The organism is Pseudomonas sp. BIGb0381 (assembly GCF_024809815.1).
Taxonomy (GTDB): Bacteria; Pseudomonadota; Gammaproteobacteria; order Pseudomonadales; family Pseudomonadaceae; genus Aquipseudomonas.
In genome coordinates this window covers 120,157-136,947 of sequence record NZ_JANUEN010000002.1, presented here as the reverse complement: position 1 = coordinate 136,947, position 16,791 = coordinate 120,157, and the positions used below count along the sequence as shown (strand labels likewise).

The 16,791-nt window shown below is 61.0% G+C and carries 14 protein-coding genes and 4 pseudogenes; 9 read left to right on the top strand and 9 right to left on the bottom strand.

The window, feature by feature from the left end:
* Nucleotides 1-34 precede the first annotated feature (34 nt).
* Entirely contained in the window at nucleotides 35-928 is an 894-nt protein-coding gene (locus tag M2397_RS06975; RefSeq protein ID WP_259242510.1) for a DMT family transporter, read from the bottom strand.
* Between the two features lie 156 nt (nucleotides 929-1,084).
* Between M2397_RS06975 and M2397_RS06970 the strand changes: the two genes are divergently transcribed.
* On the top strand, nucleotides 1,085-1,666 hold the full coding sequence (locus M2397_RS06970) for a helix-turn-helix domain-containing protein (RefSeq protein WP_131696651.1): 582 nt from the start codon (nucleotides 1,085-1,087) through the stop codon (nucleotides 1,664-1,666).
* Nucleotides 1,667-1,838: 172 nt separating this feature from the next.
* On the opposite strand, the gene M2397_RS06965 is transcribed toward M2397_RS06970, so the two are convergent.
* The gene (locus M2397_RS06965) at nucleotides 1,839-2,774 is read right to left on the bottom strand and encodes a helix-turn-helix domain-containing protein (protein ID WP_131696429.1); all 936 of its coding nucleotides are present in this window, start codon (nucleotides 2,772-2,774) and stop codon (nucleotides 1,839-1,841) included.
* Between the two features lie 241 nt (nucleotides 2,775-3,015).
* On the opposite strand from M2397_RS06965, the gene M2397_RS06960 reads away from it, so the two are divergent.
* The 8 genes and pseudogenes from M2397_RS06960 to M2397_RS06925 all read left to right on the top strand — a co-directional run bounded on the left by M2397_RS06960 (nucleotide 3,016) and on the right by M2397_RS06925 (nucleotide 11,600).
* Complete coding sequence (locus tag M2397_RS06960) at nucleotides 3,016-4,074, top strand: phenylacetaldoxime dehydratase family protein (protein WP_167655305.1); 1,059 nt, start codon at nucleotides 3,016-3,018, stop codon at nucleotides 4,072-4,074.
* A 332-nt stretch (nucleotides 4,075-4,406) separates the two neighbouring features.
* The gene (locus M2397_RS06955; RefSeq protein WP_259242508.1) at nucleotides 4,407-5,921 is read left to right on the top strand and encodes an amidase; all 1,515 of its coding nucleotides are present in this window, start codon (nucleotides 4,407-4,409) and stop codon (nucleotides 5,919-5,921) included.
* A gap of 84 nt (nucleotides 5,922-6,005) precedes the next feature.
* The gene (gene nthA / locus M2397_RS06950) at nucleotides 6,006-6,590 is read left to right on the top strand and encodes a nitrile hydratase subunit alpha (RefSeq protein ID WP_131696432.1); all 585 of its coding nucleotides are present in this window, start codon (nucleotides 6,006-6,008) and stop codon (nucleotides 6,588-6,590) included.
* A gap of 40 nt (nucleotides 6,591-6,630) precedes the next feature.
* Nucleotides 6,631-7,293, top strand: a complete 663-nt coding sequence (nthB, locus tag M2397_RS06945; protein WP_131696433.1) for a nitrile hydratase subunit beta — start codon at nucleotides 6,631-6,633, stop codon at nucleotides 7,291-7,293.
* Nucleotides 7,290-8,549 (top strand): GTP-binding protein, encoded by a 1,260-nt coding sequence (locus tag M2397_RS06940; RefSeq protein ID WP_259242507.1) that lies wholly within the window; start codon nucleotides 7,290-7,292, stop codon nucleotides 8,547-8,549. The genes nthB and M2397_RS06940 overlap by 4 nt, the downstream gene beginning before the upstream one ends.
* 19 nt (nucleotides 8,550-8,568) lie before the next feature.
* A pseudogene (locus M2397_RS30270) lies at nucleotides 8,569-9,582 on the top strand (PAS domain-containing protein); the annotation flags it as partial.
* Nucleotides 9,568-9,837 (top strand): annotated as a pseudogene (locus M2397_RS30405) (methyl-accepting chemotaxis protein); the annotation flags it as partial. The pseudogenes M2397_RS30270 and M2397_RS30405, both read left to right, overlap by 15 nt.
* 116 nt (nucleotides 9,838-9,953) lie before the next feature.
* Complete coding sequence (locus M2397_RS06925) at nucleotides 9,954-11,600, top strand: AMP-binding protein (RefSeq protein WP_259242506.1); 1,647 nt, start codon at nucleotides 9,954-9,956, stop codon at nucleotides 11,598-11,600.
* Between the two features lie 30 nt (nucleotides 11,601-11,630).
* Here M2397_RS06925 and M2397_RS06920 read toward each other — a convergent pair whose 3' ends face one another.
* From M2397_RS06920 to M2397_RS06890, 7 genes and pseudogenes are all read right to left on the bottom strand, one after another.
* Complete coding sequence (locus M2397_RS06920) at nucleotides 11,631-12,701, bottom strand: chemotaxis response regulator protein-glutamate methylesterase (RefSeq protein WP_131696437.1); 1,071 nt, start codon at nucleotides 12,699-12,701, stop codon at nucleotides 11,631-11,633.
* Nucleotides 12,698-13,216: a chemotaxis protein CheD gene (locus tag M2397_RS06915; RefSeq protein ID WP_131696438.1), complete on the bottom strand. Its 519-nt coding sequence runs from the start codon at nucleotides 13,214-13,216 to the stop codon at nucleotides 12,698-12,700. Before M2397_RS06915 ends, M2397_RS06920 begins: the two co-directional genes overlap by 4 nt.
* Nucleotides 13,209-14,012 (bottom strand): protein-glutamate O-methyltransferase CheR, encoded by an 804-nt coding sequence (locus M2397_RS06910; protein WP_259242505.1) that lies wholly within the window; start codon nucleotides 14,010-14,012, stop codon nucleotides 13,209-13,211. The genes M2397_RS06915 and M2397_RS06910 overlap by 8 nt, the downstream gene beginning before the upstream one ends.
* 21 nt (nucleotides 14,013-14,033) lie before the next feature.
* On the bottom strand, nucleotides 14,034-14,558 hold the full coding sequence (locus M2397_RS06905; protein WP_131696440.1) for a chemotaxis protein CheW: 525 nt from the start codon (nucleotides 14,556-14,558) through the stop codon (nucleotides 14,034-14,036).
* Between the two features lie 55 nt (nucleotides 14,559-14,613).
* On the bottom strand, nucleotides 14,614-15,126 hold the full coding sequence (locus M2397_RS06900; protein ID WP_131696441.1) for a chemotaxis protein CheW: 513 nt from the start codon (nucleotides 15,124-15,126) through the stop codon (nucleotides 14,614-14,616).
* A 3-nt stretch (nucleotides 15,127-15,129) separates the two neighbouring features.
* Nucleotides 15,130-15,708, bottom strand: a pseudogene (locus M2397_RS06895) (methyl-accepting chemotaxis protein); the annotation flags it as partial.
* A gap of 321 nt (nucleotides 15,709-16,029) precedes the next feature.
* A pseudogene (locus M2397_RS06890) lies at nucleotides 16,030-16,653 on the bottom strand (methyl-accepting chemotaxis protein); the annotation flags it as partial.
* Nucleotides 16,654-16,791 lie beyond the last annotated feature (138 nt).

Genomic DNA, 16,791 nt, shown 5'->3' with positions numbered 1-16,791 from the left:
GTCTTTTGACTCGATGGCGGTTGGGCGCCCGACCTTACGTCACGTCCTGACGCCCCGCGCGGCCCAGCGACCAGCCAAAATTCATGCCCGCCGCCGCCAGCAGGATCGCGCCTGCGCCCATCACCTGCAGGGTGCTGAGGGGATGGGCGAAGGCTACCCAGTCGACCAGGATAGCGACAATCGGATAGATGAACGACAGTGCCCCGACCAGTGCCGTGGGGATTTTCTGGATGGCGCTGTACAGCAGGGTCGACATCAGCCCGGTATGGACTACCCCGATAATGATCAGGTAAGTCCAGGCGCCCTTGAGCGTTTCGCCCCCAGTGAAGTCCACGAACGGTGCCAGCACCAGCACGCCGACCACCATCTGGATCAGCACGATCAGGTGCGCGGGAAAATCCTTGAGACGCTTGGTGATCGCTGCCGCCACGGCATAGAAAAAGGCCGAAGCCAGCGCCAGGCAGACGCCCAGCAGGTAGTCGGCGCCGGTGGCCTGCCCACGGCCCTTGGCGGACACGATCAGCATCAGCCCGGCGAAGGCCAACAGCAGCCAGCCGACCTTGGCGACACTGAGGCGTTCGGCAAAAAACAGCGCACCCAGGCCGACCAGCATGAACGGCTGAACGTGGTAGACCACCGTGGCAATGGCGATAGAGGCATGTGTGTAGGCACCGAACAGCAGCACCCAGTTGAGGATCAGCGCCACCCCGCCCAGGCACACCAGAATGAATGGCCGGGCAGCGATCCGCGCGCTGCGCAGCCCCCCAGGCACCAGGTACGCGACCAGCATCGCCAGGGCGCCGAACAGGCAACGCCAGAACACCACCGCCTCCGGGCTCTGCCCCGACATGACGACGAACCAGCCGACTGTGCCGGAGATGGCCATGGCCGAGATCATTTCGAGCGTCCCACGGGTTTGCGACTTCATCACTCACGGCTTCCTTGCTATCGACATCACCATGGCCCAAGCCACCGTTCGCGGGGAAATAGGCTGGCAAATACGACTTTATAATGAACTAATGGCCGATATACTGAACATACCCCCCAAGAGCGTCAACCCATTCAAGGATGGTTTATAAAACAAATGACCGATATAACGAACAACCTGCCGGGAAATAATCCGAGTCGAATCGATCTGCTGGCGCTGTCAATCAAGCGCGAGCGCCTGGCCGCCGGGCTTTCCTTGACCGAGCTGGCGAAGCGCGCCGGGGTAGCGAAGTCGACCTTGTCTCAATTGGAGTCGGGCATCGGTAACCCCAGCATCGAAACCTTGTGGTCGCTGGCGATGGCCATGGGCTTGCAAGTCACCCGGTTCTTCGAACAACCCCGGCAGGCCCTGCGGGTGATTCGCGCTAACGAGGGCATGACCGCCTATGCCGAGACGGCCCATTACGCAGCGACACTGCTTGCCGATTGCCCGGCCGGCGTACAGCGCGATATCTACCGACTCAAGGTGCAGCCCGGCGAAGTTCGTCTGTCTCAGCCTCACCCGCAGGGCACCGTAGAGCATGTGGTGCTGTGCAGTGGCAGTGCACGTATCGGCCCGGCGAGTGGCCCGGTGTTGCTCAACGCCGGCGACTACATCAGCTACTTGGCGAATGTGCCTCATGTGTTCGAGGCACTTGAGGCGGACACCACGGCGGTGATGGTGATCGAGCATTCCTGAAGTGGGAGCACCTTGACGCCTGTCAAATCCGTAGCTGCCGAGCCCCGGCGAGGCTGCGTCGGTCGCGACTCGGGCCTGAATCGGCAGGGGGATCGCTAGCAACTTAACCCTTTCATCTCGTCAATTTTATCGAGCAGGACGCCAATAACCCCCGCCTTTTTTTGGGGCCCCGTCAGTTGCGCGTCAAGAGCGTGTGAGGCGCAACACCAAACGCCTTGCGAAACGCGTGGCTGAAGTGGGAGAAATCGGAAAAACCGAAGTCCAGTGCGGCTTGGGAAACGCTGCGCACCTGGCCGCACTCGATGGCCGCGCGACTGGCATTCAGCCGTTCTTTCCAGATCTCTGCGACCGGGCTTTTCTGATGACGGGCGAATGCACGGGTCACCGTGCGGGTGGACACGTGGTGGGCTTGGGCGATCAGCTCGATCGACAGTTCTCGCTCGCTCAAGTGGTGCTGGATGTAGGTCATTATCCGCGCATAAAGATCCAGCTCCTGATGAGTCGTCTTCAGGTCCTGGAGTTCCAGGCTAATCACGAGCAGGTCGATTATCGTGTTGGAGTAACGATTGCAAATGCCTCCATCCTCCAGAAGCACGGGAGTGTTCGCCATCTGGCGCAGCATCTCGCGCAACGGCACCACGCCGGGGCGGCGGTCATCCAGCACCATTGCGGTGCATTCCGCCACACGCGGCAACCGCTCAGTCAGTAACTGCCGAGGGATGCGCATCAAGTGGTTTTCGCTCCCCCCCAGGCTGAATCGGAACGGTCGGGTTGCGTCATAAAGGAACAAATTACCGGCCCCCAGTGTGGCCTTGCGCCCCTCTTGCTCAATTTCGCCATACCCATTGAGGGTGAAGCCCAGCCACAGGTCTTCTGCGGGGCCACTGCGTAAATGCCGCTCGGAACGGACCCAATGATGCAGCGGGGACGACAGCCTGGAGACATCCAGCGCCCCCACACCGGAGACCTGGAGCGTTCCGTTGAAATCGCTCTGGGTCGAGGGTTTGCTGTCAGCCATAAGACAATGGCGACACACCACTTCTTTCCAGTAATCGAAGCGACGCGGTTGCGAAACGGCAAGGGTGGAATATTGATTGTTCTGAGCCATGGCACTCACCTTAATGCAACGACTTGAAGCAGCGACACGCTGCCGGTCGATCCTGGAAAGCAAAATTCAGACCACGCCCAGCCCCCTTTATCGCTCCTGAGCCCTGGCATCCGGCACCTGTCTTTTCCAACCAAACGGTTGTCCTGGCGAACAAAGCGAGGCGGTTCGCACATGCCTGACTATGACCTCACGGCCTGTCCAGCCCGCTACGCCTGAACCTGAAAAAAACAAGGAGCCGCCCATGGAATCTGCGATCGACAAACACCTTAGATGCCCACGGACGTTGTCCCGCCGTGTGCCCGAGGACTACCAGCCGCCCTTCCCTATGTGGGTCGGCCGCGCCGACGAACACTTGAAGCAAGTGGTGATGGCCTACCTGGGCGTGCAGTTTCGCGGTGAGGCGCAGCGTGCGCGCGCCCTTAAGGCCATGCGCGACATCGTCGGCAGCTTCAGCCTGCCCGACGGCCCGCAGACCCATGATCTGACCCACCACACGGACAACAGTGGCTACGACAACCTGATGATCGTCGGCTACTGGAAGGACGCGGCGGCCTATTGCCGCTGGTTGCGATCACCGCCCGTCAATGACTGGTGGGCATCGCCGGATCGCCTGAACGACGGCCTGGGTTATTTTCGCGAAATCACCGCGCCGCGTGCCGAGCAATTCGAAACCCTCTACGCCTTCCAGAAGCAGTTGCCGGGGGTGGGCGCGATCATGGACACGACCAGCGGCGAGATCGAAGAGCACGGTTACTGGGGCTCGATGCGCGATCGTTTCCCGGCGTCCCAGACGGACTGGATGAGCCCCACGGGCGAACTGAAGGTGGTGCTGGGCGACCCGGCCAAAGGTGGCCGCGTCATCGTCATGGGCCATGACAACATCGCGCTGATTCGCTCCGGCCAGGATTGGGCTGACGCCGAGGCTGACGAGCGTTCACTGTACCTCGACGAAATCCTGCCGACGTTGCAGGACGGCATGGATTTCCTGCGCGATAACGGGGCGCCCCTGGGCTGCTACAGCAATCGATTCGTACGCAACATCGACCTCGACGGCAACTTCCTCGACATGAGCTACAACATCGGCCACTGGCGTTCGGTCGAGAAACTGGAACGCTGGGCGGAATCCCATCCCACCCACCTGCGCATTTTCGTCACCTTCTTCCGCGTGGCGGCCGGCCTGGTGAAATTGCGGCTGTACCACGAAGTGTCGGTCTCGGACGCCAAGAGCCAGCTGTTCGAGTACATCAACTGCCACCCGCAGACCGGCATGTTGCGTGATGCAGGTGTCGCGCAAAGCTGACACCCGGCACCGCGCCCTTCGTCCCGATTATTTTTTGGCCCTCGTCTCTAGCGCATGAGGTCGGGGCCACTTTTTGGCAGGTATTTGACCATGAAGTCTCGTCGAGTCGCGCTGGGAATGGTGCCGTTCGTCAAAAGCCAAGCCCTTGAAGTGGCACCCGGATGAGCTGTCCTGTTCAGCCAAACGAGTGTCCTGTTCAACCAAGCCGCCGTGGCAAAACAGGCCTAATTTGTTCTCCATTGCCACCCGGAATGATCCGACCCCGAAGGTGCAGGAAGTGTTTGAACAGCCTCACGTCTTCCCACCGACCACCGATGAATTCAAGGAAAATCATGGCCATTATTCGTCCCACGCTTGATCAACTGCAGGACCTCGCCACCCAGTTGCACATGCAACTGACGCCTGAACAGGCAGCGCAGTATCTGGACCTGATGCAACCGAGTTTCGACGCCTACGACCTGGTCGACGAACTGCCTGATTTCGTTCCGCCCATACGCTACGAACGCAGTTCGGGCTATCGGCCCTCGGACAAGGAAAACCCGCTGAACGCCTGGTACTGCCGGGCTGAAGTGAACGGTGCCCGTGAGGGCCTGCTGGTCGGCAAAACCGTCGCGTTGAAAGACAACATTTCCCTGGCGGGTGTGCCGATGATGAACGGCGCGGCGCCGCTGGCCGGTTTCGTACCGTCATTCGACGCCACCGTGGTCACGCGTCTGCTGGATGCCGGGGTGACGATCCTGGGCAAGGCCACCTGTGAGCATTACTGTTTGTCCGGCGGCAGCCACACTTCTGATCCGGCCCCCGTGCACAACCCCCATCGTCACGGTTACGCCGCCGGCGGTTCTTCCTCGGGCAGTGCGGCGTTGGTCGCAGCCGGAGAGGTGGACATGGCCGTTGGCGGTGATCAAGGCGGGTCCATCCGAATCCCGTCGTCCTTCTGCGGCACCTACGGCATGAAGCCGACCCACGGCCTGGTGCCCTACTCCGGGGTCATGGCGATTGAAGCCACGATCGATCATGTCGGCCCCATCACCGCCAACGTGCGCGACAACGCGCTGATGCTGCAAGCCATGGCCGGCGCGGATGGGCTTGACCCACGCCAGGCCTCGCCGAAGGTCGATGACTATCAGAGCTACCTGGCGAGGGGTGTGCGCGGGCTCAGGATCGGCGTATTGCAAGAGGGGTTTGCGCTTGCCAACCAGGATCCTCGCGTCGCCGAGAAAGTGCGTGACGCCATCGCCCGTCTCGAGGCGTTGGGCGCGCATGTCGAGCCGGTGTCCGTTCCCGAGCACAACCTGGCAGGGTCGTTGTGGCACCCCATCGGCTGCGAAGGCTTGACCATGCAGATGATGCATGGCAACGGCGCGGGCTTTAACTGGAAAGGCCTCTACGATGTCGGCCTGCTGGACAAACAGGCCGGCTGGCGCGAACAGGCCGACCAATTATCCGCGTCGCTCAAGCTGTGCATGTTCGTCGGTCAATACGGACTCACCCACTACAACGGGCGTTATTACGCCAAAGCGCAAAACCTCGCGCGCTTTGCCCGACAGGGCTATGACAAGGCACTCCAGACCTACGACCTGCTGGTGATGCCGACCACGCCGATCATCGCCCAACCCCACCCACCGGCCGATTGCTCGATCACTGAGTACGTGGCGCGCGCACTGGAAATGATCGGCAACACCGCGCCACAGGACATCACCGGGCATCCCGCCATGTCGATTCCGTGCGGGCGGGTAGACGGCCTGCCCGTCGGGCTGATGCTCGTCGCCAAACACTATGCCGAAGGCACCCTTTACCAGGCTGCGGCGGCGTTTGAAGCATCCGTGGACTGGCGCACGCTCTGAGCCGTCGACGGGCGTCGCCGGCGCCCGAAGAACGATAAGAAATCCAATGACTTTATCCCCGTGTTGACTGATAGGAATAACCCCATGAGTACAGCTACTTCAACGCCCGGCGAAAGAGCCTGGGCATTGTTTCAAGTCCTCAAGAGCAAGGAACTCATCCCGGAGGGCTATGTCGAGCAGCTCACGCAATTGATGGAGCACGGCTGGAGCCCCGAGAACGGCGCCCGTGTGGTGGCCAAGGCATGGGTCGATCCGCAGTTCCGGGCACTGTTGCTCAAGGACGGCACCGCTGCGTGCGCCCAGTTCGGCTACACCGGCCCCCAGGGCGAATACATCGTCGCCCTGGAGGATACGCCGACGGTGAAGAACGTCATTGTCTGCAGCCTGTGCTCCTGCACCAACTGGCCGGTCCTCGGCCTGCCACCGGAGTGGTACAAGGGTTTCGAGTTTCGCGCACGCCTGGTCCGGGAGGGGCGTACGGTACTGCGCGAACTGGGAACGGAGTTGCCGCGGGACATGGTGGTCAAGGTCTGGGATACCAGCGCCGAAAGCCGCTACCTGGTCGTGCCGGTCAGGCCTGAAGGCTCAGAACACATGAGCGAAGAGCAGCTTCGAACGCTGGTGACCAAAGACGTGCTGATTGGCGTCGCCCTGCCCCGCGTGGGCTGAAAACAACACCTCATCATCGTTCACTCCCGGAGTTTTGATTATGGATGGCTTTCACGATCTCGGCGGTTTCCAAGGCTTTGGAAAAGTCCCCCACACCATCAATAGCCTGAGCTACAAACAGGTGTTCAAGCAGGACTGGGAGCATCTGGCCTACAGCTTGATGTTCATCGGTGCCGACCACTTGAAAAAGTTCAGCGTGGACGAAGTGCGTCACGCCGTCGAACGCCTGGACGTGCGCCAGCATGTCGGCACCCAGTACTACGAACGCTACGTCATCGCGACCGCCACCCTGCTGGTCGAAACCGGCGTGATCACCCAGGCTGAGCTTGATCAGGCCTTGGGCTCCCACTTCAAGCTGGCGAATCCCGCCCATGCCGAGGGCCGCGCGGCGATCACGGGGCGGACGCCCTTCGAGGTGGGAGATCGGGTGGTCGTGCGAGACGAATATGTGGCCGGACACATCCGCATGCCCGCCTACGTGCGCGGCAAGGAAGGCGTGGTCCTGCACCGGACGTCAGAGAAATGGCCCTTCCCCGACGCGATTGGCCATGGCGATGTAAGCGCCGCCCATCAACCCACCTACCACGTCGAGTTTGCCGTGAAAGACTTGTGGGGGGATGCGGCCGATGAGGGTTTTGTGGTGGTCGACCTGTTCGAAAGCTACCTGGACAAGGCCGCCGGCGCGGGCGCGGTGAACGCATGACAGACGGCGCCCAGGCAAGTCGACTGCCGGTGACGGTCCTTTCGGGCTTCCTCGGCGCCGGCAAAACCACCCTGCTCAACCATATCCTGCGCAATCGCGAAGGCCTGCGCGTGGCCGTCATCGTCAATGACATGAGCGAAGTCAATATCGATGCCGAAGAGGTGCAGCGCGATGTCGCGCTGCACCGGGGTCGCGATGAGCTGATCGAGATGAGCAACGGTTGCATCTGCTGCACCCTGCGCGCTGACTTGCTCGAGCAGATCAGTATGCTCGCACGCCAGCAGCGTTTCGATTACCTGCTGATTGAATCCACGGGGATCTCCGAGCCGATGCCGGTCGCGGAGACGTTCGCCTTCCTTGACGCTGAGGGCTTCAGCCTCAGCGAACTGGCGCGGTTGGATACCTTGGTAACGGTGGTCGATGGCAGTCGTTTCCAGGAACTGCTCGAATCACCGGACACCGTTGACCGCGACGACGCAACGCCGGACGCGCCCAAGCGCCATCTGGCCGATCTGCTGATCGAACAGGTGGAGTACGCCAACGTTATTCTCGTCAACAAGCTGGACCTGATCGATGCGGCGCGCTACCAGGCCGTGCAGGCGATCCTCACGGGCCTCAACCCGACTGCGCGGATCCTGCCGATGGCCCACGGTAACGTGCCGTTAGCCAGCCTCCTTGGCACCCATCTGTTTGATTTACCCAGCCTCGCGGCGTCGCCGGGCTGGATGCGGAAAATGGAAGTGGCAGACGCGGCGGTCTCCGAGTCGGACACCTACGGCGTGACGTCCTGGGTGTACCGTGAGCGCGCGCCTTTCCACCCGCAACGGTTGCTCGACTTTCTCGAGCGGCCCTGGTGCAACGGGCGGTTGCTGCGCAGTAAAGGTTACTTCTGGCTCGCCAGCCGCCACTTGGAAACCGGCCTGTTGGTGCAAAGCGGCAAGCGGTTCCAGTGGGACTATGTCGGGCGCTGGTGGAACTTCATCGAGCCGTCGCAATGGCCCCGGGATGAATATCGGCTGCAGAGCATCATGGCCAAATGGGACAGCGTGGTCGGCGACTGCCGGCAGGAGTTGGTGTTTATCGGCCAGGGGCTCGACACCAACGCGTTACAGCGCGAGCTCGACACCTGCCTGCTGAGTGCGCGGGAAATCGCCGCCGGCCCCCTGGCCTGGCAGGCACTGCCAGGGGCGACAGCCTTTGACCAACGGGCCCTTGTCCGCATACCCACACAGCCCATGGCGATCGACCCCATTTGATCCGAGATAGAGGTGGCCCATGCTCTTTTTCAGCCGAACCAACCGCTGGGTATTGGCTCCGCTTGCCGACAGACTGGATGAGCCTGACCAGGCGAGTACACCGCTGTCGTCGAGCAACCCGTTATTGCGACGCATCCTGGCGGGCGTCGAGACATTGCTGCAAGAGCGGCGAGCACTGAAAGCACAGACACACGCGCTGGCATTGGAAGCCGCCCAATTGGCCGAGCACCTGGCCCGCCGCGACGCGCTTCTGCAGGAACGGGAGGCTAGCTGGGCGCTTATCGCTCAAGGCGCAGGTGAACTGTTTTGGGAACTGGAACCGACAGGTGTTGCTGCACCCGCGCCGGAGTGGGCCATGAGGTGGACAGGGTCCGCGTCGATCCCGACCCAAGGTATTGATCTACTTGGCCGCTGGAACGAGCAACTGCACGCGACGGACCGGCAACGCCATCTTGACGCGCTTGCCCGGCACCTGGCTGATCGCAGCGGGCGAACCCCCTTTACGCTGGACGTACGCATGGCCCTTGCATCAGACGGTGACTATCGCTGGTGCAGGATCAGCGGAGTGGCGCGCCGCGATGCGCAAGGCGTACCGGTCGCCATCGGCGGAAACCTGCGTGACATTCATGAACAGCGCCTGCACGAAGAGTCACTCGAACTGGCGGCCACCCGCTTCGAAATTTCCCGTGAAATGCTCCATGACGGGCTCTGGGACATTGAGGTGGTGGCGGGTGATCCGGCGAACCCGAAAAACACCATCTGGTGGTCTTCGCAAATGCGGCGACTGCTGGGTTACACCACGGTTGAGGAATTTCCCAATACATTGGAAAGCTGGACCTCACGCCTGCATCCAGACGACAGCGCGCGGGCAATCGCGGCGTTTGTCGCCCACGTCGAAGATCACAGCGGAAAAACACCCTTTGATGTCGATTATCGGCTCAAGCACAGCAGTGGCAATTACCGCTGGTTTCGCGGCCGTGGGCAAACGCGCCGCGCAGAGGACGGTTCCCCGCAAAGAGTGGTGGGCGCCATCACCGATATCCATGCCCACCATGAAGAAAACACCCTGCGTGAGGCTCAGGAACACCAGCACCGAGTGATGCAGGAGACCCTGCGCAAGCTGACGCACATTGTCGCCACCATCCAGGGCATCGCCAGCCAGACCAACCTGTTGGCATTGAACGCTGCCATTGAGGCCGCCCGCGCTGGCGAAGCCGGACGCGGGTTCGCGGTGGTCGCCGATGAAGTTCGCAAGCTGGCGACCCGCACCAGCCAGGCGACCCAGCAAGCGGCCGACATGATGGACAGCTAGCCCCCTCAGCGACGCGTCGTCGTTCAATGGGCAAGTCGTGGGCAACGCAACTATTGGCAGTACACACCCAACAATAAGAACCAGGTATCGTTATGCGTGATTATCAAGCTGTGGCCACATCCTTCAATTACCAGCAGACCGCCGAACGGGCTTTGCACGGCGACCTCACTGCCCTGAACGCCTGCGTCGAATGCTGCGACCGACACGCCCACGCCCACGACGACGCCGTGGCGTTGTATTGCGAAGCGCAGGATGGCAGCGCCACGCAATACACATTCAGCCAGTTGCAGGCCAGCGCTGCACGCTTCGGTCATTTTTTGCGCGAGCAAGGGGTAAAACCGGGCGACCGCGTTGCCGGCCTGATGCCACGCACGGTTGAACTGCTGATTGCCATCTTGGGGACCTGGCGGGTGGGCGCTGTCTATCAACCGCTCTTCACCGCATTTGGTCCCAAGGCGATCGAGCAACGATTGGGCTGCTCCAACGCGCGCTGGATCGTAACGGATCCCCAAAACCGTCCCAAGCTGGATGAGATTGCCAACTGCCCAAGCGTCGTCATCACCGGCGACTGCCCGCAAAACCCAAGCGATTACCCGTTCTGGAGCACCCTGGATTGCCAGGGCGCAGAATGCGAACCGGTGCTGCTGGACGCCGACGCGCCGTTCCTGCTCATGTGCACATCGGGTACCACGGGGCCGGCCAAGCCGCTGGAAGTGCCGTTGCGCGCCATGCTGGCCTTCAAGGGCTATATGCGCGATTCGATTGGCCTGCGTGAGGACGACCGCTTCTGGAACCTGGCCGATCCCGGCTGGGCCTATGGCCTGTATTACGCAGTGACCGGCCCGCTGGCGTGTGGTCATGCCACGCTGTTCTACAACGGCCCTTTCACGGTGGAGAGTACGTGCCGAGTCATTGCCAAGTACGCAATCACCCATCTGGCCGGCTCACCCACGGCTTATCGCCTGTTGATTGCCGAAGGCGCAGCGTTCGCCGGCGCCGTGCGCGGCCGCCTGCGTGCCGTCAGCAGTGCCGGCGAGCCGCTCAACCCACACGTGATCCGTTGGTTTGCCGAGCAACTCGGCGTGACCATTCACGACCATTACGGCCAGACGGAAATCGGCATGGTGTTGTGCAATCACCATGGTTTGCGTCACCCGGTCCGTGAGGGCTCGGCGGGTTATGCGGTGCCCGGCTACCGCATCGTCGTGCTGGATGAGGCGCATCGGGAATTGCCGGCGGGTCAGCCGGGCGTCCTGGCGGTGGATCGCGAGCGCTCGCCCCTTTGCTGGTTCGACGGCTACCTGGGTATGCCCACTCGGGCCTTTGTGGGCCGCTATTACCTCAGCGGCGACAGTGTGGAACTGAATGACGACGGCAGTATCAGCTTCGTTGGCCGCAACGATGATGTGATCACCACGTCCGGCTACCGCGTCGGGCCGTTCGACGTCGAGAGCGCGCTGATCGAACACCCGGCGGTGATCGAAGCGGCGGTGATCGGCAAGCCCGACCCGCAGCGCACCGAGCTGATCAAAGCCTTTGTCGTACTCGGCAGCCAGTATCAGCCGAGTGCCGAGCTGGCCGAAGTACTGCGCCTGCATGTGCGGCAACGCCTGGCCGCGCATGCTTATCCCCGGGAAGTGGAGTTCGTCGACCAGCTCCCCAAGACCCCCAGTGGCAAGTTACAGCGCTTCATTCTGCGCAATCAGGAAATTGCCCGGCAGCAGGCGCTCGATGCATGAAAGCGTGGCCGTTATGCCCAGGCTGAACAGTCAGCGGCGCTGATGCATGGATTGCAGAATCGCCGCCGAGATCTGCTCAAGGGGCAACTCACGCTCCACGGCACCCAGCTTGAACGCCTCCTTGGGCATGCCATACACCACACAGGACTCTTCATCCTGGCCCAGGGTGCGGGCACCGTTGTCGTGCATTTCCTTCAGGCCCCGGGCGCCATCGTCGCCCATCCCCGTCATGATGATCCCCAACGCGTTACTCCCGGCACTGCGGGCAACCGAACGAAACAGCACATCAACCGAAGGTCGATGGCGGCTGACCGGCGGACCGTCGACAATTTCCACCTGGTATTGGGCGCCGCTGCGCTTGAGCACCATGTGTCGGCCACCGGGGGCAATCAGCGCGCAACCGGGGATAACCCGGTCACCGTTCTTCGCCTCCCTGACCTCGATCTCGCACAGTCGATTGAGGCGCTCGGCAAACGCAGCGGTGAAGTGTTCGGGCATGTGCTGCACGATCACGATTCCCGGGCAAACCCTGGGCAAGGCGGTCAACACCAACTCCAGGGCTTGGGTGCCGCCCGTGGACGTACCAATGGCGACAATGTTCTCGGTGGTGCGCGCCATCGCCTGGGTACCCGCGGGCAATATGACGTCGGCCGTCAGCCTTGCCGGTACCCGTTCACTGGACGGCACCATACGCTTCATGTTGGCCCGGGCAGCGGCCTTGACGGCGCCCGCCAATTCATCAGAACTGTCGGTCAGAAACTGACGCAGGTTGAGTTGTGGCTTGGTCACAATACTGACCGCGCCGGCCGCCAGGGCCTGCATGGTCGTGGCCGCGCCCTTTTCGGTCAGCGTGGAGCAGATGACCACGGGCGTGGGGCGTTCGGCCATCAACTTCTTCAGGAACGTAATGCCATCCATCCGTGGCATCTCGACGTCCAACACAATTACATCCGGCCATTGCTTGTTCATCTTGTCCATGGCAAACACCGGGTCTGCCGCCGCGCCGATCACCTCAATAGCGGGGTCTTGCCCCAGGGTCGCCGTCAGCACCTGACGCACCACGGCGGAATCATCAATGATCAGCACTTTGATAAGGCTCATGTCGCACGCTCTCCATGAGGGCTGCTAGGGGTTCGCAAGGCCAGGTAGTTGAGTTCTATTTCGCCGCTGGTGAGATCGAACACAATGGTCCGATAACCCACGCCTTCCACATGAAAGTGTTGACACTGCAAATGATGCAGATCGAGCAGGCGCATGGCCTGCTCGACATTGCGCTGGCCGACGTAATCGTTGTCCGAGCGCACAAACCCAGGAAACATGTTCCCGCCGCCAAATACGCTGATCCTGAACTCCGCAGGCCGGGCCTTGATCGACTGTATTCGAGCGAGCAACAATTCAAACGCCTCATTGCCGTAGCGACCATCCAGGACGCCGGGTTTGGCCACGGCGCGCTGTGGCAGCAGGTAGTGACACATGCCCCCCAGCAAGCGCCGGGGATGCCAGAACACCAAGGCAACACACGACCCCAGCACCGTACGTAGGTGAATCGCACCCGAGCCGAAAAACCAATCGCCAGGATTCAGGAACACCTCGTTGGACGGTCGGCTGTCAGGCATGTGGCCTCCGGTAGATGGAAGGCTTGACCAGTCGCAGCTGGTCGGTAATGCCGTTGAGGCTCTCCGAATGGCTGACCAGAAAGTACCCGCCCGGCTTCAAGTGGCTGATCAGTCGCTTGACCACTTGCACTTTGGTGTCGTTGTCAAAATAGATCATCACGTTGCGCAGGAAGATCACATCAAACATCCCCAGTTTCGGCAGCGGGTTGTTCAGATTGATCGACTGGAAATTGATCTTTGCCGCCAGCGCCGGGTCGACCATGAAACAACCGTGGTTGGCTCCCACGCCCTTGAGGCAATACTTGTTCAGCAGCGCCTCAGGGATGCCACGTGTGCCGTCGAGGGGATAACGCCCAAGGCGGGCTTTGTCCAACACCCGGCTGCTAATGTCCGATGCGACAATCTCCCAGGGCCGGCCGGCGAGGTTGTCAGCCAGGACCATCGCCAGGGTATAGGGTTCTTCACCGGTCGAGCACGCGCCACTCCATATGCGCAACGGTCCGCTGCCACGCAGTTCGGGCAACGCTACATCACGCAGGAAATCAAAATGCTTGGGCTCACGAAAAAAGTAGGTTTCGTTGGTCGTCAGCAGATCCACCGCCATCTGCAACTCCGCGCTGTCCTTCATCAACACCCTGTAGTAAGCGCCGTAAGTGTTGAGCGTGAGCACCTGCAAGCGCTTGGCCAGGCGAGTGCTCACCAACTGTTTTTTGGCATCGGACAGGCTGATGCCCGCGATTTGATAAATGAGGTCACGAAACTGCGCGAACTCGGCGTCAGAAAGGATCACGTTCATAAGGACATTCCCACAGCACACTCAGGCGATCGAAGGTAGCGAAGACTCAAGGTTGGACAGCGCATCGACCTGTTCCAGGGACAACACGCGACCGATGTCCAGTAACAGCACAAAACCGCTTTCCAGCTTGCCGATACCCAGTAAAAAATCGGCCCTCACATCGGTACCGAAATTCAACGAAGGCTCTATATCCTGATCGGCGATCTCCAGTACCTCGCTGACCGCATCGACGATGATGCCCACCGGTTTGCGCTGGGCATTGGCCTGTACCTCGATGATCACAAAGCAGGTCCTTGGGGTCTGCACCGTGCGTTCGCCGCGAAAGCGCACCCCCAGGTCGAGCACGGGGACCGCCGCGCCACGCAGATTAATCACCCCGCGTATGCTGGGAGGCAGCAACGGCACGCTGGTGATCGGCCCGTATTCGATGATTTCCCGGACGTTGAGCGTGCCCACGGCAAACATCTCCTCCCCCAGCACAAAGGTTAGGTACTGGCTCGGGCTCGAGACTGTGGCATTGCCTGGACTGTCGATGGGTAGGGCCATGATTCACCTCGGATCAAATACTTTCCAGTCACGCCCGCAGGCGCTGGTGTGCTCGTCAAACAGACATCAGGCCGGCCATCTCATCGACACACAGCACATGCTCGATCTGCAGGAGCGTGACGAACTCGCCTCGCACCTTGGTCATCCCCCGGATGAAGTCGGTGCGAATATGATTGCCGAACGCCGGTGCGGGCTTGATATCAATGTCGAGTATCTCGATGACTTCGCTGACCGAATCCACCACCACCCCCAGGACCTGGGATTCGCCCTCCTTCGCGGCCTCAAGGATGACGATGCAGGTCCGACTGCCCAGTTCCGTCGTCCCCTTGTCAAAGCGTGCCTTGAGGTCCACGACCGGCACCACTGAGCCGCGCAGATTGATGACCCCCCGCAGGAATGCCGGCATCATCGGTACGGTGGTCACCTGGTTGTATTCGATGATTTCACGAACACTCAGGGTATTGACCGCGTACATCTCCTGAGCCGCCAGGAAGGTCAGGTACTGCAACGGTTCATCCACTGGCGGCGCAGGTTCGACAGCGCCCTGCCTGACCGCTGAGGTGCCCATGGGTCAACTCCCAAAGCGGACGAAACCGCCGTCCAAGGAGCGACTGTCATGGTCCTGCGTGGACATCGCGCGGCTGATCTGGGGCGTCGAGACATTGCGTCCGGCACGTTTGCTTTGCACGGTGAAAAACCCCATGAGTTCCTGCAGCTGCTCGGCCTGGCCACTCATTTCCTCGGCCGTCGCCGCCAGCTCCTCGGAGGCCGACGCGTTTTGCTGGGTCAGTTGGCTCATCTGCGACATTGCGCTGTTGATTTGCTCGGAACCGATGGATTGCTCTTCCGACGCAGCCGCAATTTCCTGCACCAGGTCGGAGGTCTTGGCAATCGAAGGCACTATCTCGTCCAGCAAGTTGCCCGCCCGCTCGGCCAAGGCCACGCTGTTCTTGGCCACTTCACTGATTTCCTGTGCGGCGATCTGGCTGCGCTCCGCCAGTTTGCGCACTTCGGCCGCGACCACGGCGAAGCCTTTGCCGTGCTCGCCGGCCCGTGCCGCTTCGATCGCTGCGTTGAGCGCCAGCAAGTTGGTCTGGTAGGCGATGGAATCGACGATGCCGATTTTTTCGGCGATGGTTTTCATCGCTGCCACGGTGTCCTTCACGGCACGACCGCCTTCCGACGCTTCCTTGTTGGCTTTACCCGCCATGCCGTCGGTGACCTTGGCATTTTCGGTGTTCTGGGAAATGGACGCCGACATTTGCTCCATCGACGACGAGGTCTGTTCGACCGATGCCGCTTGCTCGGAAGCCGACTGAGCCATGCTTTGGGCGGTGGCGGAGATCTCTTCCGAGGCACTCGACAGCGAGTCCGCTGACCCGCGCACTTCGCCGATGATTTCCGAGAGTTTTTCCACCGTGTCGTTGACCGAGTTCTTCAGCTCGAGGAACTTGCCCTGGTAGTCACCGGTAATGGTGCGAGTCAGGTCGCCACCGGACATCGCCGACAACACGTCCATGGCCTCGGTAATCGGTACGATGATTGCGTCCAGAGAACCATTGATCCCGACGATGATGCGGCGGAAATCCCCCTGGTGCCGGGCCACGTCAGGCCGGGTGTCCAGCTTGCCGATCAGCGCACTGTCACTGATCTGGCTGGTGTCCTCGACAAGGGCCAGGATATTGGCACGCAGTTGCTCGATGTTTTCGTTGATAAAGGCCTTTTTACCCGGGAACTGCTCCAGCGGAGCGGACAAATCGCCCTCGCCGAACGCGCGAATACAGGCCATGGCTTTTTTCTTCACGCTGATATGGCCGTTGACCATCTCGTTGATACCCTGGCCGATATCACGGTACGAGCCCGCGAACCGCTCGACGTCAATCATGACGTCAATGTCACCTTTTTCATGCTCGCTGGACATGTGCTGCATTTCATTGATCAGCGCCAGGATGTTGGTGCGCAGCAGCTCGATGTTTTCGTTGATAAAGGCCTTTTTGCCGGGGAATTGTTCCAGGGGTGCAGACAGATCACCGTTACCAAAGGAGCGTATGCAGGCCATGGCTTTTTTCTTCACCGCGATGTGGCCGTTGACCATATCGTTGATGCCCTGGGCCATGGAGCGGTAACTGCCATGAAAGCGGCCGGCATCGATCTGTGCGTCGATCTCGCCCTTGTCGTGTTCACTGGACATACGGTCCATCTCCACGATCAACGCGTGCAGGTTCGCGCCCAA